This is a genomic window from Pseudomonas sp. GL_091 (genome assembly GCF_057837725.1).
The window spans coordinates 6114361-6134346 of record NZ_CM174451.1 but is presented as its reverse complement, the minus strand read 5'-3'; the positions used below and the strand labels follow the sequence as shown (position 1 = coordinate 6134346).

At 60.3% G+C, this 19986-nt stretch carries 20 protein-coding genes, 1 tRNA gene and 2 pseudogenes; 10 read left to right on the top strand and 13 right to left on the bottom strand.

Annotated elements, in window-relative coordinates; genetic code table 11:
* Positions 1-43 precede the first annotated feature (43 nt).
* The 4 genes from AC3ITY_RS27900 to AC3ITY_RS27885 all read right to left on the bottom strand — a co-directional run bounded on the left by AC3ITY_RS27900 (position 44) and on the right by AC3ITY_RS27885 (position 3354).
* Positions 44-118 (bottom strand) — tRNA-Gln (locus AC3ITY_RS27900).
* 36 nt (positions 119-154) lie between these two features.
* Positions 155-1006: a 4-(cytidine 5'-diphospho)-2-C-methyl-D-erythritol kinase gene (ispE, locus tag AC3ITY_RS27895; RefSeq protein ID WP_223533242.1), complete on the bottom strand. Its 852-nt coding sequence runs from the start codon at positions 1004-1006 to the stop codon at positions 155-157.
* A gap of 1 nt (position 1007) precedes the next feature.
* Positions 1008-1625, bottom strand: a complete 618-nt coding sequence (lolB, locus tag AC3ITY_RS27890) for a lipoprotein insertase outer membrane protein LolB (protein WP_489306170.1) — start codon at positions 1623-1625, stop codon at positions 1008-1010.
* A gap of 4 nt (positions 1626-1629) precedes the next feature.
* Complete coding sequence (locus AC3ITY_RS27885) at positions 1630-3354, bottom strand: tetratricopeptide repeat protein (RefSeq protein ID WP_489306169.1); 1725 nt, start codon at positions 3352-3354, stop codon at positions 1630-1632.
* A gap of 325 nt (positions 3355-3679) precedes the next feature.
* On the opposite strand from AC3ITY_RS27885, the gene hemA reads away from it, so the two are divergent.
* The 6 genes from hemA to AC3ITY_RS27855 all read left to right on the top strand — a co-directional run bounded on the left by hemA (position 3680) and on the right by AC3ITY_RS27855 (position 9054).
* Positions 3680-4969, top strand: coding sequence for a glutamyl-tRNA reductase (hemA, locus tag AC3ITY_RS27880; protein WP_347908988.1), 1290 nt, complete (start codon positions 3680-3682; stop codon positions 4967-4969).
* The gene (gene prfA, locus AC3ITY_RS27875; RefSeq protein ID WP_223461123.1) at positions 4966-6048 is read left to right on the top strand and encodes a peptide chain release factor 1; all 1083 of its coding nucleotides are present in this window, start codon (positions 4966-4968) and stop codon (positions 6046-6048) included. The genes hemA and prfA overlap by 4 nt, the downstream gene beginning before the upstream one ends.
* Positions 6049-6879 carry a peptide chain release factor N(5)-glutamine methyltransferase gene (gene prmC, locus AC3ITY_RS27870; protein WP_489306167.1) on the top strand — a complete coding sequence of 277 codons (831 nt, stop codon included), beginning with the start codon at positions 6049-6051 and terminating at the stop codon, positions 6877-6879.
* Positions 6873-7628 (top strand): molybdopterin-synthase adenylyltransferase MoeB, encoded by a 756-nt coding sequence (locus AC3ITY_RS27865; protein WP_489306166.1) that lies wholly within the window; start codon positions 6873-6875, stop codon positions 7626-7628. The genes prmC and AC3ITY_RS27865 overlap by 7 nt, the downstream gene beginning before the upstream one ends.
* Positions 7621-8412 carry a glutamate racemase gene (murI, locus tag AC3ITY_RS27860; protein WP_489306164.1) on the top strand — a complete coding sequence of 264 codons (792 nt, stop codon included), beginning with the start codon at positions 7621-7623 and terminating at the stop codon, positions 8410-8412. Before AC3ITY_RS27865 ends, murI begins: the two co-directional genes overlap by 8 nt.
* Positions 8413-8535: 123 nt before the next feature.
* Complete coding sequence (locus AC3ITY_RS27855; protein ID WP_223454734.1) at positions 8536-9054, top strand: acyloxyacyl hydrolase; 519 nt, start codon at positions 8536-8538, stop codon at positions 9052-9054.
* A gap of 130 nt (positions 9055-9184) precedes the next feature.
* On the opposite strand, the gene AC3ITY_RS27850 is transcribed toward AC3ITY_RS27855, so the two are convergent.
* The 7 genes and pseudogenes from AC3ITY_RS27850 to AC3ITY_RS27820 all read right to left on the bottom strand — a co-directional run bounded on the left by AC3ITY_RS27850 (position 9185) and on the right by AC3ITY_RS27820 (position 14600).
* On the bottom strand, positions 9185-9490 hold the full coding sequence (locus AC3ITY_RS27850; RefSeq protein ID WP_489306162.1) for a YkgJ family cysteine cluster protein: 306 nt from the start codon (positions 9488-9490) through the stop codon (positions 9185-9187).
* Positions 9491-9595: 105 nt separating this feature from the next.
* Positions 9596-10372, bottom strand: coding sequence for an SDR family NAD(P)-dependent oxidoreductase (locus AC3ITY_RS27845; protein ID WP_489306161.1), 777 nt, complete (start codon positions 10370-10372; stop codon positions 9596-9598).
* Positions 10369-10467, bottom strand: a pseudogene (locus AC3ITY_RS27840) (nuclear transport factor 2 family protein); the annotation flags it as partial. The gene AC3ITY_RS27845 and the pseudogene AC3ITY_RS27840, both read right to left, overlap by 4 nt.
* 2 nt (positions 10468-10469) lie before the next feature.
* On the bottom strand, positions 10470-11912 hold the full coding sequence (gene phrB / locus AC3ITY_RS27835) for a deoxyribodipyrimidine photo-lyase (RefSeq protein ID WP_489306160.1): 1443 nt from the start codon (positions 11910-11912) through the stop codon (positions 10470-10472).
* A gap of 21 nt (positions 11913-11933) precedes the next feature.
* A complete protein-coding gene (locus tag AC3ITY_RS27830) occupies positions 11934-12875 on the bottom strand; it encodes a MerR family transcriptional regulator (protein WP_489306158.1) in 942 nt (313 codons plus the stop codon).
* A pseudogene (locus AC3ITY_RS27825) lies at positions 12875-13417 on the bottom strand (YbgA family protein); the annotation flags it as partial. The gene AC3ITY_RS27830 and the pseudogene AC3ITY_RS27825, both read right to left, overlap by 1 nt.
* A 196-nt stretch (positions 13418-13613) precedes the next feature.
* A complete protein-coding gene (locus tag AC3ITY_RS27820; RefSeq protein WP_057713325.1) occupies positions 13614-14600 on the bottom strand; it encodes an NAD(P)/FAD-dependent oxidoreductase in 987 nt (328 codons plus the stop codon).
* 196 nt (positions 14601-14796) lie between these two features.
* Between AC3ITY_RS27820 and AC3ITY_RS27815 the strand changes: the two genes are divergently transcribed.
* Positions 14797-15699: a TIGR01777 family oxidoreductase gene (locus tag AC3ITY_RS27815; RefSeq protein WP_489306157.1), complete on the top strand. Its 903-nt coding sequence runs from the start codon at positions 14797-14799 to the stop codon at positions 15697-15699.
* A gap of 13 nt (positions 15700-15712) precedes the next feature.
* Positions 15713-16735, top strand: a complete 1023-nt coding sequence (hemH, locus tag AC3ITY_RS27810) for a ferrochelatase (protein WP_489306155.1) — start codon at positions 15713-15715, stop codon at positions 16733-16735.
* Between the two features lie 103 nt (positions 16736-16838).
* On the opposite strand, the gene AC3ITY_RS27805 is transcribed toward hemH, so the two are convergent.
* Together AC3ITY_RS27805 and upp are read right to left on the bottom strand one after the other, a co-directional pair.
* Positions 16839-18113, bottom strand: coding sequence for a uracil-xanthine permease family protein (locus tag AC3ITY_RS27805; RefSeq protein ID WP_489306154.1), 1275 nt, complete (start codon positions 18111-18113; stop codon positions 16839-16841).
* Positions 18114-18115: 2 nt separating this feature from the next.
* A complete protein-coding gene (gene upp / locus AC3ITY_RS27800; protein WP_489306152.1) occupies positions 18116-18754 on the bottom strand; it encodes a uracil phosphoribosyltransferase in 639 nt (212 codons plus the stop codon).
* Between the two features lie 176 nt (positions 18755-18930).
* On the opposite strand from upp, the gene AC3ITY_RS27795 reads away from it, so the two are divergent.
* A complete protein-coding gene (locus AC3ITY_RS27795; protein ID WP_223454746.1) occupies positions 18931-19488 on the top strand; it encodes a hypoxanthine-guanine phosphoribosyltransferase in 558 nt (185 codons plus the stop codon).
* 3 nt (positions 19489-19491) lie between these two features.
* Positions 19492-19965 carry a WbuC family cupin fold metalloprotein gene (locus AC3ITY_RS27790; protein WP_007981336.1) on the top strand — a complete coding sequence of 158 codons (474 nt, stop codon included), beginning with the start codon at positions 19492-19494 and terminating at the stop codon, positions 19963-19965.
* Positions 19966-19986 lie beyond the last annotated feature (21 nt).

The window sequence follows — 19986 nt, the reverse complement described above, 5'->3', positions numbered from 1 at the left end:
CAGTACCTGAAGGCTGAGGGTAACCTGGATGAGTATAGGAAAATGGCAGGGGCGGCTGGATTCGAACCAACGCATGGCAGGATCAAAACCTGCTGCCTTACCGCTTGGCGACGCCCCTGTATTTGTTGCAACGATTACCCGGTAATCGGTTCCTTTAGAGCAGACTTTGCAGCTTGCGATGCAACATCGAAACGTTGCTTCCTTTTGCTACAAACCCTGTAAGGGTCTCTGTAAGAAGGGCCGAGACTTTATCAGCTTCAGCTTTGCTTGGGAAGCCCCCAAACACACAACTTCCAGTTCCGGTGAGTTTTGCTTCGGTAAATTTACCTAACAAATTCAAAGCGTTACGTACCTCTGGATAACGCCTTGTTACCACCGGCAAGCAGTCATTACGACTGTTTCCCTTGGGAACGGGGCGCACTTTAATGGGAGGAGTGTTACGTGTCAACAACGGATCTGAAAAAATTTCTGCCGTACTTACAGAGACTTGCGGCACCAGCACGAGATACCACGGTTCTTCCGGGTCTACAGGGGTCAGTTTCTCCCCCACGCCCTCGGCAAAAGCCGCGTGGCCACGTACGAAAACCGGGACGTCGGCGCCCAGCGTCAACCCCAGGCCAGCCAGGCGATCTTCATCCCAACCCAGTTGCCACAGATGATTGAGACCGAGCAAAGTCGTTGCGGCATTCGAGCTGCCGCCGCCAATGCCGCCGCCCATGGGCAGGATTTTTTCGATCCAGATGTCGACGCCCAGCGAGCAAGCGGATTGCTCCTGAAGTTTTCTGGCGGCCTTGACGATCAGATTGCTGTCGTGGGGGACGCCCGGGAATTCGGTATGCAGCTGAATGACACCGTCATCGCGCAGGGCATAGGTGATTTCGTCGCCGTAATCGAGAAATTGAAACATCGTTTGCAGTTCGTGGTAGCCGTCTTCACGGCGACCCAGAATGTGCAGCATCAAATTGAGTTTGGCCGGCGAGGGTAAAGTCAGGCGATTGGCTGGCATTTCACTGCCCCAATTTGCGCGGTTGCCAAGCCTTGATCACCAGCGTGACATCCAGGTCAGTGCCATGCAGTTTGATCCGTTCGGGCAGCCAGTAACCGTTCAGTTGGGTGTATTCGGTGTATTCGACCTGCCAACCGTCCTGTTCGAGACTGGCCAAACGACTGTCGCCATCCAGCGTCAGACGGCTTTTGCTGTCCGGAGCCGGGAGCCCGCGCACCCACCAGGCCAGGTTGGACACCGGCAATTTCCAGCCCAACTGTTCTTCGAGCAGCACTTCCGGGTTCGGCGCGTCGTAGCGTCCCTGGTTGGCGACTTCCAGCGACACCTTGCCCGGACGTCCGGTCAGGCGAGCCGCGCCGCGGCCCAGTGGTCCGGACAGGCGAATGTCGTAGTAATCCTGGCGCTGCAACCAGAACAGCGTGCCGCTGCCCGAGTCTTTCGGGGCACGGATGCCGATCTTGCCGTCGATCTGCCAGCCATCGAGGCCGGTCAGTTGCTGTTTGTGCTCGCGCCATTGGGCTGCGTTGCCACGACCCTCGACCGATTCGCGGGGACCCAGGCCCGCGCAACCGGCGAGCAGGGCGATAAAACTGAAAACGATGAAATGGCGCAAAAACATAATCTTAAAGAGTCTCTGATCCGGTCAGGCGTTTGATGGTACCGCGCAGGGTCGGGCTGTCGGGTTGTTCCTTGAGGAACTTGCCCCAGACTTGTTTGGCTTCACGCTGCTTGCCATTGGCCCACAGGACTTCGCCCAGGTGAGCGGCGACTTCCTGATCGGGGAATCGATCCAGGGCCTGGCGCAGCAGGCGCTCGGCTTCGTCGAGATTGCCCATGCGGTAATTCACCCAGCCAAGGCTGTCGAGTACCGCCGGGTCTTCCGGACTGATCTGGTGCGCCTGTTCGATCAGGGCCTTGGCTTCGGCGTAGCGCGTGGTGCGGTCGGACAGGGTGTAGCCGAGGGCGTTCAACGCCATGGCATTGTCCGGGTCGCGCTTGATGATCGTGCGCAGGTCTTTTTCCATCTGCGCCAGGTCATTGCGTTTTTCCGCCTGCATGGCGCGGGTGTAGAGCAGGTTCAAATCGTCCGGATATTGCTGCAAGGCTTGTTGCAGAACGTTCCAGGCCTTGTCGCCCTGATTGTTGGCGGACAGGGTTTCGGCTTCGATGAGGTACAACTGGATCGCGTAATCCGGCTGCTCGTCGCGCTCTGCCGCCAGTTTTCTTTGCGCTTCGGCGGTCCTGCCGTTGTCTATCAGGATGTCGGCCTGACGCAATTGCGCCGGCAGGAAGTCGCTGCCCGGGCCAACCTTGGCGTATTCGATCAGCGCGCCTTGCGGGTCGTTTTGTTCTTCGGCGATGCGGCCGAGGTTCAGGTGTGCCGAGTCGACGTGGCTTTCCCGGGCGATCAGGTCTTCAAGATAACCCTTGGCCTCATTCCAGGCCTTGGCTTCCAGGCAGACCAGTGCCAGGGAGTAACGCAGTTCGTCGTCTTCCGGGTATTGCTGAACCAGGCTCGAGAACTCGGCCTTGGCGTCGTCCATGCGGTCCTGTTCAACCAGCATTCGCGCGTAAGTCAGGCGCAGGCGCTTGTCGTCCGGGTATTTCTTGATGCTTTTTTGCAGCAGCGGCAAGGCTTCGTCACCGCGATTCAGGGTTTGCAACAGCCGCGCGCGCAGCAGGATCGGCGCGATTTCGCCGTCTTCAGGCGGATTGTCTTCCAGCAGCTTCAATGCACCTTTGGGATCGCCATCCTGTTGCATCAGCAAGGCCTTGCCGAAAATCAGCTGGCCGTTGTCCGGATGGCGTTGCAGCAAACGGTCGAAGCTTTTCATCAAGCCGTTGCGGGTGTCCTGGTCGGTGTCGGCCGCGGACAGCGCAAGGAAATCGAAATGGGTGTCGCCCTTGCCTTGCAGGACTTTCTCCATATAGACCATGGAGTCGTCATAACGCCCGGCGCGTGCCAGTTGCACGGCGGCGGCGCGTTGCGCTTCGAGGTCGTTGGGGGCGTTTTTGGCCCAGATCAGCGCGGTATCCAGGGCTGCCTGATCGGCGCCCAGATATTCGGCGATACGAAATGCCCGCTCGGAGATGCCCGGATCCTGGGTGTTGATGGCCTGGGTCACATAGTTGTCCAAGGCAATGTCGAAACGATTGCGCTGGCCAGCCAGTTCGGCGCTCAACAGGCTGAAGATGGTTTCCTCGCTGAATGAGCTGTAGACCTTGGGCTTTTGAGGGGCCGGGGTGCTGTCTTCAACCGGCGACGTACCGTCCGGTGAAACGGGTGCCAAGGCCTGGCAGCCGCTGAGGAAGACAAAAGCGAGGAGCAACGCGGAAGATCTATTCATATAGGAAGAGGACGACTAACCTGCGGTCGGATCATCATGACACAAGCTTTCGGCCAAACATAACCGGCCCGGCATTTTCGCATGAACACAGTCCCTGTAGGCGCTGGCTTGCCTGCGATGGTCGCTAACGATGACGCGTTTTTACAGGAAAGACGCGGCGCCAGTCAGCTCATCGCTGGCAAGCCAGCTCCTACAGGGATTATGTGTAAACGAGAACTGCTCGCAACGTGGGCGTCGTCTACTGGCGCGATAGATATCGAGTAGTTGTTCTGATTCCGTCGAAGTAGGACAATTGTCGGCTTCACGTCACCATCAGCGACTTTGAATGGCCTTCCTTGCACTCGGTATTAACCACAAGACTGCTTCAGTAGACGTCCGCGAGCGCGTGGCTTTTACCCCTGAGCAGCTGGTTGAGGCCTTGCAGCAGCTCTGCCGACTCACCGACAGCCGCGAAGCTGCGATCCTCTCCACCTGCAATCGCAGTGAACTCTATATAGAACAGGATCACCTGTCGGCGGACATCGTGCTGCGCTGGCTGGCCGAATATCATCATTTGAGCTACGACGAGCTGCGTGAAAGCGCCTATGTGCATGAAGATGATGCGGCAGTTCGTCACATGATGCGGGTCGCTTCCGGGCTCGACTCGCTGGTGTTGGGCGAACCGCAGATTCTCGGCCAGATGAAATCGGCCTATGCCGTGGCTCGCGAGGCCGGCACCATTGGGCCATTGCTCGGGCGGCTGTTCCAGGCCACGTTCAACGCGGCCAAGCAGGTGCGCACCGACACGGCCATCGGTGAGAACCCGGTGTCGGTGGCGTTTGCCGCGGTGAGCCTGGCCAAGCAGATTTTCAGCGATCTGCAACGCAGCCAGGCCTTGTTAATCGGCGCCGGCGAGACCATCACCCTGGTCGCCCGCCATCTGCATGACCTGGGTGTAAAACGCATTGTGGTCGCCAACCGTACCCTGGAGCGCGCGAGCATCCTGGCCGAGCAGTTCGGCGCCCATGCGGTGTTGCTGTCGGATATTCCGGCAGAGCTGGTGCGCAGCGATATCGTCATCAGTTCCACTGCCAGTCAGTTGCCGATTCTGGGCAAGGGTGCCGTGGAAAGCGCCTTGAAACTGCGCAAGCACAAACCGATCTTCATGGTGGATATCGCCGTTCCGCGTGACATCGAGCCAGAAGTCGGCGAGTTGGACGACGTTTACCTCTATAGCGTCGACGATCTCCACGAAGTGGTCGCCGAGAACCTCAAGAGTCGTCAGGGCGCAGCCCAGGCCGCCGAAGAGATGGTTTCGATCGGTGCCGAAGATTTCATGGTCCGCCTGCGCGAGTTGGCGGCGGTGGACGTGCTCAAGGCCTATCGTCAACAGAGCGAACGCCTGCGCGACGAAGAATTGCAAAAGGCCCAGCGCATGCTGGCCAACGGCACCAGTGCCGAAGAGGTGCTGGTGCAACTGGCCCGCGGGCTGACCAACAAACTGTTGCACGCACCGAGCGTGCAGTTGAAAAAGCTCTCTGCCGAAGGTCGCCTGGATGCGTTGGCGATGGCCCAGGAACTCTTTGCCCTCGGTGAGGGCTCATCGGATAGCTTTTCGGATAAAAAACCGCAATGAAAGCGTCACTGCTCAATAAGCTGGATATCCTCCAGGACCGTTTCGAGGAATTGACCGCCCTGCTGGGCGACGGCGAGGTCATTTCCGATCAGAACAAGTTCCGCACCTATTCCAAGGAGTACGCGGAAGTCGAACCGATCGTGGGCGTCTATAAAGAACTGCTGAAAGTGCAGGACGACCTCGAAGGCGCCCAGGCACTGCTCAAGGACAGCGACCCGGACATGCGTGAAATGGCCGTGGAAGAAGTCCGCGAGGCCAAGGAACGCCTGGTCACGCTTGAAGCCGACCTGCAGCGCATGCTGCTGCCCAAGGACCCGAACGACGGGCGCAACGTGTTCCTGGAAATCCGTGCCGGTACCGGCGGCGACGAGGCGGCGATTTTCTCCGGCGACCTGTTCCGCATGTATTCGCGTTACGCCGAGCGTCGTGGCTGGCGGGTGGAGATCCTCTCGGAAAACGAGGGTGAACACGGCGGCTATAAAGAGGTGATTGCCCGGGTCGAGGGAGACAACGTCTACGGCAAGCTGAAATTCGAATCCGGTGCGCACCGCGTGCAGCGGGTGCCGGCGACCGAATCCCAGGGCCGCATCCACACGTCGGCCTGCACCGTGGCGGTATTGCCCGAGCCGGACGAACAGGAAGCCATCGAGATCAACCCGGCCGACCTGCGCGTCGATACCTATCGCTCCTCAGGCGCCGGTGGTCAGCACGTCAACAAGACCGACTCGGCGATCCGTATCACGCACTTGCCGTCCGGCATCGTGGTCGAGTGCCAGGAAGAACGTTCGCAGCACAAGAACCGCGCCCGGGCGATGTCCTGGTTGTCGGCCAAGTTGAACGATCAGCAGACCTCCGCTGCGGCCAATGCCATCGCCAGTGAACGCAAGTTGCTGGTCGGCTCCGGCGACCGTTCCGAGCGCATCCGCACCTATAATTTTGCCCAGGGCCGGGTCACTGATCATCGAGTCAACCTGACCTTGTATTCCCTCGACGAGATCCTCGCCGGCGGCGTCGAGGCGGTGATCGAGCCGTTGCTGGCCGAGTACCAGGCCGATCAACTGGCAGCGATAGGTGAGTAAATGACGATCATTGCCAGTTTGTTGCGCGCCGCCGATTTGCCCGACTCGCCGACGGCGCGTCTGGATGCCGAATTGCTGCTGGCTGCGGCCTTGGGCAAGTCCCGCAGTTTCCTGCACACCTGGCCGGAGCGCATCGTGTCGAGCGAAGCGGCGCTGACGTTCGCCGAATATTTGCAGCGCCGCCGCAGCGGTGAGCCGGTGGCCTATATCCTCGGCCAGCAGGGTTTCTGGAAGCTGGACCTGGAAGTGGCACCGCACACGTTGATCCCGCGCCCCGACACCGAGCTGCTGGTGGAAGCCGCGCTGGAACTGTTACCGGCTACACCGGCCAAGGTGCTCGACCTCGGCACCGGCAGCGGCGCGATTGCCCTGGCCCTGGCCAGCGAGCGTCCGGCGTGGAACGTCACTGCCGTGGATCGCGTGCTGGAAGCCGTGGCCCTGGCCGAGCGCAATCGCCAGCGCCTGCATCTGAACAACGCCAAGGTAATGAGCAGCCATTGGTTCAGCGCCCTGGAAGGTCAGCGTTTTCAACTGATCATCAGCAATCCGCCCTACATCGCAGCGACCGATCCGCATCTGGTCGAGGGCGATGTGCGCTTTGAGCCGGCCAGCGCTTTGGTGGCGGGTATCGACGGGCTCGACGATCTGCGTCTGATCGTCGCCCAGGCGCCGGATCACCTTGAAGCGGGTGGCTGGTTGATGCTCGAACACGGTTACGATCAGGCCGAGGCGGTTCGCGATTTGCTGCTGACCCGGGGTTTTGAAGAAGTCCACAGCCGCACTGATCTGGGCGGTCATCAACGCATCAGTCTGGGGCGCCTGCCGTGCTAAATGATCAGGAATTGCTGCGCTACAGTCGGCAGATTCTGCTGCAACACATCGATATCGACGGCCAGTTGAGGCTCAAGGAGAGCCGCGTATTGATCGTCGGTCTTGGCGGCCTTGGCGCGCCAGTGGCGCTGTATCTGGCGGCCGCCGGCGTTGGCGAGTTGCACCTGGCGGACTTCGACACGGTCGACCTGACCAACCTGCAACGCCAGATCATTCACGACACCGACAGCGTCGGCATGACCAAGGTCGATTCGGCAATCAAGCGCCTGACCGCAATCAATCCCGAGATCCAGTTGATCGCCCATCGTGCAGCGCTGGATGAGGATTCCCTGGCCGCCGTGGTGGCTGGGGTGGATCTGGTCCTCGATTGCTCTGACAATTTTTCCACCCGTGAAGCGGTCAATGCTGCTTGCGTGGCGGCCGGCAAACCGCTGGTCAGCGGCGCGGCGATTCGCCTCGAAGGGCAACTGTCGGTGTTCGATCCGCGTCGGCCGGAGAGTCCGTGCTACCACTGTTTATACGGGCACGGCAGCGAAGCCGAATTGACCTGTAGCGAGGCCGGTGTAGTCGGTCCGCTGGTGGGGCTGGTCGGCAGTCTGCAAGCCCTCGAAGCGCTGAAGTTGTTGGCCGGATTCGGTGAGCCGCTGGTGGGGCGCCTGCTGCTGATCGATGCCTTGGGCACACGCTTCCGTGAGTTGCGGGTCAAGCGCGATCCGGGTTGCAGTGTCTGTGGGTCGAAACATGCGTGAAGCGCCGATTGGCGTGTTCGACTCCGGTGTCGGCGGGCTCTCGGTACTGGCCGAGATCCAGCGTTTGCTGCCCAATGAGTCTCTGCTGTACGTCGCCGACTGCGGGAATGTTCCCTACGGTGAGAAAACCCCGCAGTTTATCCAACAGCGTTGCAGCGTGATGGCTGAATTCTTTCGGCAGCAGGGCGCCAAGGCCTTGGTGCTGGCGTGCAACACGGCGACGGTGGCCGGCGTCGCCGACTTGCGTCGCGACTATCCTGAATGGCCCATCGTCGGCATGGAGCCGGCGGTCAAACCGGCCGCCGCCGCAACCCGTTCCGGCGTGGTGGGGGTGCTGGCCACCACTGGTACCTTGCAGAGCGCCAAGTTCGCCGCATTGCTCGACCGCTTCGCCACGGACGTGAAAGTGATTACCCAGCCCTGTCCCGGGCTGGTGGAGCTGATTGAAAACGGCGACCTGCGCAGCCCCGAGCTGCGTCAGTTGTTGGCCAGGTATGTCGAGCCACTGCTGGCCGCCGGCGCCGACACCCTGATTCTCGGCTGCACCCATTACCCCTTTCTCAAGCCGATGCTGCGGCAGATGATCCCCGAGGACATCAGCCTGATCGACACCGGCGCCGCCGTCGCGCGCCAGCTTCAGCGGCTGCTGGCCGAAGGCGAGCTGCTCGCCGAAGGGCCTGCCCGCGAAGCGCAGTTCTGGACCAGCGCCGATCCGCTTCATTTCAGAAATATCTTGCCGATACTGTGGAATACCGCTGGCGTTGTGCGAAGCTTCAACAGGTAGAAGGCTGTCCGGGGGGAATACGAAGAGTCGGGGTGAACTTCTGATAAATCGCTGACTTCTATTTTTTTTCAGGGCTTGGCAACAAAAAAACCATACGAAATCGTTCGCAAAAGGATGTTTCTAGTGAAGCGACTATTCTGCTTGGCCGCGATTGCGGCCGCACTAATGGGGCACACTTTTACCGCGCAGGCGGCAGGTGTGGAGTTCGCGGTTGGTCAGACCAGCGATTCGACCATGACGTATCGACTGGGCATGCAATTCGATTGGGACCAGAGCTGGTGGCAGAGTGACGTCGGTCGCGTGACCGGTTATTGGAGCGGCGCCTACACCTACTGGGAAGGCGACAAGACTTCCAGCAATAACAGCCTGTCGTTCTCCCCGGTGTTCGTTTACGAATTTGCCGGTCAGAACGTCAAGCCGTACGTTGAAGCAGGCATTGGCGTGGCGGTGTTCTCCAATACCCGACTCGAAGACAACAACATCGGCAGTGCCTTCCAGTTTGAAGACCGGTTCGGTTTTGGCCTGCGCTTCAACGGCGGCCATGAAGTCGGGATCCGTGCGACGCATTATTCCAACGCCGGGCTCGCCAGTTCCAACGACGGTGTAGAGAGCTACTCGCTGCATTACACGTTGCCGTTGTAACTGCTTAATACACACCAATGTGGGAGCGGGCTTGCTCGCGAAAGCAGTGGATCAGTCGACACTGTAATCGACTGACCTGACGCTTTCGCGAGCAAGCCCGCTCCCACATTGGCATTCGGACAACTTCAAACTAGCGATACGCCGTCGAAATCCCCTGGCGTTCGTCGATGCACTCCGGTGCGCCCATCTCGAACTCCCGGCAGATCAGCGGGCGTTTTTCGTAGATGGTGCACATCATCGTGTTGCGATCCAGCGCGGCACACCAGCCGTCGTCCAGGCGCAGCATCACTTCCCCGCCCCAGTCATCGGTGTCGATGAACCGTTCAGGCACACCCGTATCGGTGATCAGCATGACTTCGAGCTGGCAGCAGCAGGCTGCGCAGGTCGAGCAGGTGACCGCGGGTTCCACGATTTGCGTATGGGGGATGGTTTTCATGGCGCGCAGTGTAAGTCAGTCACCGGGAGCTGTGTGAAAGGTCTGACGGACGCTCTAGTATCGAAACGTCCGGGATACCGCTGCCGATGATGACGCTTTTCACGATTAATCCTTTATCGGTGGCTGGCTGCGCACCATGCGTTTGCCGATCTCCAGTTTCACTCGGTCCGGCCGTTTGGAGAGCGGCCAGAGGGCGGCCATGAACGCTGCCGGGAAAGCGATTTCCAGCGGGCGCTCCTTGAGTTTTTCGAAGATGTGCCGCGCGGCTTTCTCCACCGGCCAGCTCAAGGGCATGGGAAATTCGTTTTTCGCCGTCAGCGCCGTTTCGACAAACCCGGGGCTGATCACCGTGAGTTCTATACCTTCCGGAGCCAGGTCGATGCGCAGGGATTCGAACAGGTAACGCAGCCCGGCCTTCGAGGCGCCGTAGGCTTCTGCCTTGGGCAGCGGCAGGTAAGTCACCGTGCTGGCCATGGCTACCATATGCGGTGCGATGCCGGCCCGCAGCAAAGGCAGGGCGGCATCGATGCAGTAGCTGCAGGCCAGCAGATTAGTGCGTATCACATGCTCGACAATCGACGCATCGAACTGCTTGGCATCCACGTACTCGCTGGTGCCTGCGTTGAGTATCACGGTGTCCAGCGAGCCCCAGTCCTCGGCAATCTGCTCGCCGATCTCGCGCACGGTCTGGCTGTTGGTCAGGTCCCCGGCGACCACCAGTACCTGTCCCGGATAACGTAGCGACAAGTCTTTCAGTGGTGCCACGGTGCGCGAACTGACGGCCAGGTGCGCACCGGTTTTCAGGATTTCTTCGGCCAGGGCGGCACCGATGCCGCTGCTGGCGCCTGTCAGCCAGTATCGTCGTGCGAGTGTATGACTCATCCCAATCTCCTTTTCAGCCAGGTAATTGCCCGGCCCAATACGGGTAAATGTTCATAATGCAAAGCCCCGGCATCGAAGTAATCCCGGTGGCGGTAATTCATGACCCAACGGCGGCGTATTGCCGCGAGGGCAGGTTTTTGAATGCCGTCAACGCACGCGTACGGGAAGCACTCAAGTCGACGATCGGTGAGGGGTAATCCACAACACCGAAAAGGCCGCCGAGATTGGCGGGGTTGTGCACGTCTTTTTTATTCAGCCTGGCCAGTTCCGGCAGCCATTGCTTGATGAACACGCCTTCGGGGTCGAATTTTTCCGACTGGCTCAGCGGGTTGAAAATCCGGAAGTAAGGCGCCGAGTCCGTGCCGGTGGAGGAGCTCCACTGCCAGCCACCATTGTTCGCCGCCAGGTCGCCATCGATCAGGTGACGCATGAAAAAGCGTTCGCCTTCGCGCCAGTCGATCAACAGGTTTTTGCTCAGGAACATCGCCACCACCATGCGCAGGCGGTTGTGCATCCAGCCGGTTGCCAGCAGTTGGCGCATGGCGGCGTCGATGATCGGCAAGCCGGTGCGCGCCTGTTGCCAGGCGGCCAGTTCTTCGGGGGCATCGCGCCAGGCCAGTGCTTCGGTTTCCGGACGAAACGCGCGGTGCCGGGAAACCCGTGGGTAGCCCACCAGAATGTGTTTGTAGAACTCGCGCCACAGCAGTTCGCTGATCCAGGTGACGGCGCCGGTCTTGCCGCTTTCGAACTCACCCTGATTGCTGTTCAAGGCGGCGTGCAGGCATTGGCGGGGAGAGATCACCCCGGCGGCTAGATAGGACGAGAGCTGACTGGTGCCGGGTTTTGCCGGGAAATCCCGTTCGCTTTGATAGTGATCGATCTGCGCATCGGCAAAACGGTCGAGGCGATGCCGGGCTTCGGATTCGCCAGCCGGCCACAGGCTGCGCAGGTTGTCATCGGGTGTTGCGAAACCCTCGATACTTGCGGGGATCGCATCGCTGGCAATGTTCAGCGGCGCTTGTTTGTGTAGTGCGCGGACCAGGCTGGGTAGCGAGTGGTGCAGTTGTTCGTAGCAGACTTTGCGGAACTGGCTGAAGACCTGAAAGTAAGTGCCGGTCCGGGTCAGTACGCTCCCGGGCTTGAACAGCAATTGATCGAGGTAGCAGTGAACTTCGATGCCTTCGGCCTGCAGTGTCCGGGCGACCGCTGCATCGCGACGAGACTCGTGGATGCCGTACTCTTCGTTGAGATACAGCGCGTCGACCTGCCACTCTCGGCACAGGTTCAGCAATACGCTTGGCGCGTCATCCCAGCGGGATGCCTGGCGGATCAGCAGGGGAATGTTCAGTTGACCCAGTTCACGGCTCAACTCGCGCAGGTTGCGCAGCCAGAAGTCTACTTTGCAGGGCGCATCGTCGTGTTCCAGCCATTGTTCCGGACTCAGCAGATACACCGCCACGCACGGGCCGCGAGCTGCGGCAGCCGATAGGGCGGTGTTGTCATGTAGGCGCAAGTCGCTGCGCAGCCAGATCAATTGCATTTTGGTATCCACGCTATTCATTTAAATCAGCCCGCGCTGAACGAGTGCCTGATGTGCCGACAACGGATCTTCGGCCAGGTACAAATCAGCGATCTCGGTAGTACTTTCGGACAACTCGGCGTGGTGGATGCATACCGTTGGTCCGGCAATCATTTTTGGGCAACTGACGCCTTTGAAAAGTTTCGGCAGCTGCGCCAGATTCAGGGCTTTGCTTGAGTACAGCAGAACCCCACGGGGTTGCAGTAGTTCGATCGCCAATGCCAGTTCCCCGACAGGCAGCGGCCAGTCGAAGACCTCCACCGGGCAGTCCGCGCTGCTGATCAGCCAGGCCGTTAGCCAAAGGTGCGGCTCCATGGGCAGGTCCGAGTGGTTGATCAGCAGCAGCGGCGCGGTGCGCAACTGACGATTGTTATGGTAGATGCGTGCGCCGAATTTGCTGCGTAGCCAGGCACAAAAAAAGCCCCGCTCCATCTGCGCCCCGAACTGGCCTTGCCAGCGTTGTTCCAGAGCGGCCAGCAAGGGCATCAGCAATTGCTCGCACAGGGTTTGCGGCGGATACAGCGCCATCGCCTGATTGACGCTGTCGTCCAGGGCGCGTTCCTGCAATCCGCTGACCGCCTGCAGCAACGTTTGCAGCAAGGCGTGCCAATCGTTGTCGACGGACTCGCTGAAGGCTTGTGGCGTGTCGAGCAATGGCTTGACCTGGCTGACGGCAACGCCACGGTTGAGCCAGGTGAGGATGGTCTGGATGCGTTGTACATGGTCGGCCGAGAACAACCGATGCCCCTTGGGTGTACGGAGCGGCACGATCAGACCGTAACGCCGCTCCCAGGCGCGCAAGGTCACGGCATTGACCCCGGTTTGCCGCGCCACCTCACGGATCGGCAACCAGCCTTCGTCCAACGCCTTTTTAAAGTCATCGCCGAGGTCTTCGCGGGCGCTGGTGTCGAGTGCTTTTTTCATCAGATGGCGTTTCGCAGGCTGAGGTTTTCCGGGTGCGGTTGCAGATAAACCTGCTGTGCGATGTACGGATCGGGGTGTTGGCGAAAGTGATGTTTGAGCAGCGTCAGCGGCACCACCAGCGGCACGATACCCAGGCGGTACTGGCTGATCACGTGCTGCACTTCCTGCCTGTCTTCGTGGCTGATGGCCTGTTTCAGGTAGCCACTGAGGTGTTGCAGGACGTTGGTGTGAGTCCGGCGGGTGGCGCATTTTTTCAGCGCCGACATCAATTCGCTGAAATAGCGGGGACCAAGTTCCTGCGGATCGGTCTGGCCCATGTTGCCCAGCAGGTGGCCCAGGGTTTTGTATTGCACCGGGTTGTGGGCCATCAGCAGGTATTTGTAGCGCGAGTGAAAATCCGTGAGACCGCGCCGGGTCAGGCCCTCCTGGCACAGCTGCTGCCAGGCGCTGTAGGCGAATACGCGGGTGAGGAAGTTTTCCCGCAGCACCGGATCGTTGAGCCGGCCGTCTTCCTCCACCGGCAAGTCCGGATGCAGCAGACAGGCGTTGATGGCGATTTTCTGTTTGGCGGGGGCATGGGACATCGGAGCACCTCGAATCTGAACCTGTGCAGACGGTCGAGTCTGTACAAGATAACTTCATCATAGATTCGAAGTTGTACAAGTCAAATGTTGTGTATAAGTTTTTGGCGGGCTGCTGTCCATGGCGACAGCAGCGATTTGCTCGGATTGATGCTCTTTACTGCAGGTGCTCATGCAAGCGGCGGGCGGCTTCCTGACCGCTGAGCCAGGCCCCTTCGACGCGTCCGGACAGGCACCAGTCGCCACAGGCGTACAGCCCCAGGTCGGCGTCGGCCAGGGTACCCCATTCGTGACTGCTGGCGGGGCGGGCGTAGAGCCAGCGGTGGGCGAGGCTGAAGCTCGGCGCGGGCATGGAATCGTGCAGCAGTTCGGCGAAGGCGCCATGCAGTTGTTCGATCACCGCTTCCTTGGACAGGTCAATGTGCTGGCGACTCCAGGCGCTGGTGGCGTGCAGCACCCAGGTGTCGAGGGTGTTATCGCGCCCGGGTTTGCTGCGGTTGCGGGCCAGCCAGTCGAGGGGGCTGTCCTGGACGAAGCAGCCTTCCATTGGCGTTTCCAGCGGCGTTTCGAAGGCCAGGGCGATGGCCCAGGTCGGGTCCATTTTCACCCCGGCGGCGGCCCCGGCGAGTTTCGGCGCTGATGCCAGCAGAGCCGTGGCCTGTGGGGCCGGCGTGGCGATGACCACATGGCTGAACGGTCCGTGGGTGAAGCCCTCGGCGTCCTGCAGGTGCCAGTGTTCTTCACCGCGATAGACCTCGGTGATCCGGCAGGCGAAATGCACTTCAAGGTCACCGAGCAGGGCGCGGGTGATGGCGCTCATGCGCGGCGTGCCGACCCAGCGGGTCTGCTCGTCCGGCGACAGGTTGAGCTGGCCGCCGTGGTAGGTGTACAGCTGCGGCGTCCACTCGGCGACCCAGCCCTTGGCTTGCCAGCGCTGGACTTCGTTGACAAAACGCCGGTCACGCGCGGTGAAATACTGCGCGCCCATGTCCAGAGCACCCGCATCGCTGCGCTTGCTCGACATGCGTCCGCCACTGCCGCGGCTTTTATCGAACAGTTGAACCACATGCCCGAGGTCAGTCAGGGCCTGGGCGGCGGAGAGTCCGGCAATGCCGGTGCCGATGATTGCGATAGGTACAGTCATAGGGGCCTCGTTTACCTTTCTGTACAGACTACGCCGGGGTTCAAACCTGTACAATGTTGTTTATTGGTATAACTTTTAGCGTTCTCGTTCTGACAGCTTGGCCTATTGTTAAACATAGAGCCTGCTCGATACCAAAGATCCCTGCTTATAAAAATAGACTAATGGACAAGGTAAAACGCCACGCGAGGAAGAAGTCATGCACATATTGCTGACCGGCGGTACTGGTTTGATAGGACGTCAGCTCTGCCGGCACTGGTTGGGCCAGGGACATCGCCTGACAGTCTGGAGTCGCAAGCCTGAAAAAGTCGCGAAAATATGTGGTGCCCAAGTGCGTGGAGTTGCCCGGCTGGAGGATCTGGGGCAGGAGCAGATCGATGCGATCGTCAATCTGGCCGGAGCGCCGATTGCCGAGCGGCCCTGGACGCACAAACGTAAAGCCTTGTTGTGGAGCAGCCGCATCACCCTCACCGAAACCTTGCTGGCGTGGCTCGAAAGTCGCGAGCAGAAACCACGGGCCTTGATTTCCGGTTCGGCTGTCGGCTGGTATGGCGACGGTGGCGAGCGCGAACTGACCGAGGACTCGGGGCCGGTCAGCGAAGATTTCGCCAGCCAGTTGTGCATTGCCTGGGAAGAGACTGCACTGCGGGCTGAAACGCTGGGCATTCGCGTCATCCTCATTCGCACCGGGTTGGTGCTGTCGGCGGAGGGCGGCTTTTTGTCGCGGCTGTTACTGCCGTTCAAACTGGGCTTGGGAGGGCCGATCGGCAACGGCCGGCAGTGGATGCCGTGGATTCATATCGACGATCAAATCGCCCTGATTGATTTTCTTCTGCATCGCAACGAGGCCCGCGGTCCCTATAATGCGTGCGCGCCCAAACCGGTGCGCAACCGCGAGTTTGCCACGGCGCTGGGTGGCGTACTGCATCGCCCGGCGTTCATGCCGATGCCGGCCTTTGCATTGAAGGTGGGGTTGGGCGAGTTGTCCTTACTGTTGCTAGGCGGCCAGCGCGCCACTCCGGTGCGTTTGTTACAGACGGGTTTCACTTTTAAGTTCACGGATTTGCGCGCGGCTCTGGACGATCTGTCCGGTCGCCTTTGAAATAGGACGTTGCATGACCGATCACGCGTTGCTTCTGGTCAACCTGGGTTCACCCGCCTCCACCTCGGTGGCGGATGTGCGCAGCTACCTCAATCAATTTCTGATGGACCCGTACGTGATCGACCTGCCATGGCCGGTTCGACGCCTGCTGGTGTCGCTGATCCTGATCAAGCGTCCCGAGCAGTCGGCCCATGCTTATGCCTCGATCTGGTGGGACGAGGGCTCGCCGCTGGTGGTGCTCAGCCGCCGCCTGCAACAAGCCATGACCCGTCAATGGCAGCACGGCCCGGTCGAACTGGCGATGCGCTACGGCGAGCCGTCGATTGAATCGACGCTGGTGCGCATGGCCGCCGCGGGGCACAAGCGAATCACGCTGGCACCGCTTTATCCACAGTTCGCCGACAGCACCACGACCACGGTCATCGCGCAAGCCAAACGTGTGGTGCGCGAGAAAAACCTCGACCTGCAGTTGTCGGTGCTGCAACCGTTCTACGATCAACCGGAATACCTCGATGCGCTGGTGGCCACGACCAGGCCCTATCTGGAGCAGGATTTCGATCACTTGTTGATGAGCTTTCACGGCTTGCCGGAACGGCATCTGAAGAAACTCAACCCCGGACACAGCTTTCAGGGTGGCGGTGATTGCTGCGCCGGGGCGCCGCCGGAGGTGGTCGCCACCTGTTATCGCGGCCAGTGCCTGCGTACGGCGGCAGAGTTTGCCAAGCGCATGGGGTTGCCGGAGGGCAAGTGGTCGGTGTCGTTCCAGTCGCGTCTGGGGCGCGCCAAATGGATCGAACCCTACACCGAAGCGCGCCTCGATGAATTGGCCAAAAGCGGGGTGAAAAAGATTCTGGTGATGTGCCCGGCGTTCGTTGCCGATTGCATCGAGACCCTGGAAGAGATCGGTGATCGCGGCAAGGAGCAATTCCGCGCAGCGGGGGGAGAGGATCTGGTGCTGGTGCCGTGCCTCAACGATGATCCGCATTGGGCGAGGGCGTTGAGTGTGTTGTGCGAGCGCGCGCCGTTGGCGCTTTAAAAGCTTCGCGAGCAAGTCCGCCCCCACAGGGAAATGCATTCCAAATTGTGGGAGCGAGCTTGCTCGCGATGGCTATCTGGCAGACTACAAGTATCTCAAGCCGTTAGATCAGCGGCTCATTCGCCTTCTTGTGCTTCCAGCTGTCATTGCCTGGCAGGATCAGGTTCAAGCCAATCGCCACCACCGCGCACAGCGCGATGCCCTTGAGGCCGAAATCGTCCGGCCCGGTGCCGGTGCCGATCAGCACGCCGCCGATCCCGAACACCAGGGTCACCGACACAATCACCAGATTGCGCGCCTCGGCCAGATCGATCTTGTGGCGGATCAGCGTGTTCATCCCCACCGCCGCAATCGAACCGAACAATAGGCACAGAATCCCACCCATCACCGGTACCGGAATGCTTTGCAGCAGTGCGCCGAACTTGCCGATGAACGCCAGGCTGATGGCGAAGATCGCCGCCCAGGTCATGATTTTCGGGTTGTAGTTCTTGGTCAGCATCACCGCGCCGGTCACTTCGGCGTAGGTGGTGTTGGGCGGGCCGCCGAACAGACCGGCCGCCGTGGTGGCAATGCCGTCGCCGAGCAGGGTGCGGTGCAGGCCGGGTTTCTTCAGGTAATCGCGACCGGTCACGCTACCCACGGCAATCACGCCGCCGATGTGTTCGATGGCCGGGGCCAGGGCCACCGGAACGATGAACAGAATCGCCTGCCAGTTGAATTCCGGCGCGGTGAAGTGCGGGATGGCGAACCAGGGTGCAGCGGCAATCTTCGCCGTGTCGACCACGCCGAAGTAAAACGCCATGCCGAAGCCGACCAACACGCCGGAGATGATCGGTACCAGGCGGAAGATGCCCTTGCCGAATACCGCGACGATCAGGGTGGTCAGCAACGCGGGCATCGAAATCAGCATCGCCGTCTGGTAATGGATCAATTCGCTGCCGTCGCCGGCCTTGCCCATGGCCATGTTGGCGGCAATCGGCGCCATGGCCAGGCCGATCGAAATGATCACCGGACCGATCACCACAGGCGGCAGCAGGCGGTCGATGAACCCGGTGCCTTTGATCTTCACCGCGAGGCCGAGGAAGGTGTAGACGAAACCTGCCGCCATCACGCCGCCCATGGTCGCGGCCAGGCCGAACTGGCCCTTGGCGAGAATGATCGGGGTGATAAAGGCAAAGCTCGATGCCAGGAACACCGGCACCTGACGCCCGGTGACGATCTGGAACAGGATCGTCCCCAGGCCGGCCGTGAACAGCGCCACGTTCGGGTCGAGACCGGTAATCAGCGGCATCAACACCAGGGCGCCGAAGGCCACGAACAGCATCTGTGCACCCGACAGCACCGTGCGCCAGAGCGGATCGTTGAACTCTTGCTGCATGGTCACGCGTCCTTCTGCTTGGTGCCGAAGATCTTGTCACCGGCATCGCCCAGCCCTGGGATGATGTAACCGTGCTCGTTCAGTTTTTGATCAATGGACGCGGTGTAGATGATCACGTCCGGGTGAGCTTTCTCTACCACAGCGATGCCTTCTGGCGCGGCAACCAGCACCATGGCGCGGATGTCGCGACAGCCGGCCTTTTTCAGCAGGTCGATGGTGGCAACCATCGAGCCGCCGGTGGCGAGCATCGGGTCGATGATCATGGCCAGGCGTTCGTCGATTTCCGGCACCAGCTTCTCGAGGTAGGTGTGGGCTTCGAGAGTTTCCTCGTTGCGGGCCACGCCGACGGCGCTGACTTTGGCGCCCGGGATCAGGCTCAGTACGCCTTCGAGCATGCCGATACCGGCACGCAGGATCGGCACTACGGTGATTTTCTTGCCGGCGATTTTCTCGACCGACACAGTGCCGCACCAGCCTTCGATATCGTAGGATTCCAGCGGCAGGTCTTTGGTGGCTTCATAGGTCAGCAAGGCGCCGACTTCCTGAGCGAGCTCACGGAAATTCTTCGTGCTGATGTCTGCGCGGCGCATAAGGCCAAGTTTATGACGGATCAGCGGGTGGCGGATCTCATGGATGGGCATGGGGAAAGGCTCCGGCGGCGGGCAAAAAAACCGGCCTAGATTAATCTATCCGAGGGTGTTGTCCTATAGACATACAGTACGTTAGTCCACAAACGCTTGATCTGGCCTCGCTTGATGCGTACCTTTGCCCGCTTTTCCGAATCCGTCCCTCCCCCTCAAACCCCCTGGAGAGCGCCATGTCCGCTGATCTCGAGCATATCCGTCAAATCATGCGAGAGGCTGACTGCCTGTACACCGAAGCTGAAGTCGAGGCGGCCATCGCCCGCGTCGGTGCACAAATCAACGAACAAATGGCCGACAGCAACCCGGTGGTGTTCTGCGTGATGAACGGCGGGCTGATTTTCTCCGGCAAGCTGCTGACCTACCTGGACTTCCCGCTGGAAGCGTCCTACCTGCACGCCACCCGCTATCGCAACGAAACCAGCGGTGGCGACCTGTTCTGGAAAGCCAAGCCGGAAGTTTCCTTCATCGACCGTGACGTGCTGATCATCGACGACATCCTCGATGAAGGCCACACCCTGGGCGCGATCATCGACTTCTGCAAACACGCTGGCGCACGTAAAGTGCACACCGCCGTGCTGATCGACAAAGATCACGACCGCAAGGCCCGTCCGGACCTCAAGGCCGATTTCGTTGGTCTGCCATGCATCGATCGCTACATCTTCGGTTACGGCATGGACTACAAAGGCTACTGGCGTAATGCCAACGGGATTTTCGCCGTTAAAGGAATGTAAGAAATGGATACGCCTCGCTTTCTGGATCAGACCTTGTTCGCCGAGCTGGCCGGGAAAGCCGCGGCCAATCCTCGTGGGCGCCAGCATCACAACTTCCATCAGATGGAAGACGCTTGCCATCGCATGGCGGTGGGGTTGCAGCCGTCCACGTACATCCCGCCTCACCGGCATTTGGGCGACAACAAGGCCGAAACCCTGTTGGTCCTCAAGGGCCGGCTGGGCGTGTTGATCTTTGATGAGACCGGTACGGTGCTGAGCAAGACCGTGCTGCAGGCCGGTGGCGACTGTGTTGGCGTGGACCTGCCAACCGGTGTGTTCCACGGTTTGGTGGTGCTGGAGGCCGACAGCCTGATGTTCGAATGCAAGGCTGGCCCTTACCGTCCGGTCGGTGAAGGTGAGCTGGCACATTGGGCGCCGCGCGAAGGCGAGCCCGGTGTTGCCGAGTATCAGGCGTGGATGCGCGCGCAGTTCGATTGATGCGCTTTTTGTAGGAGCGAG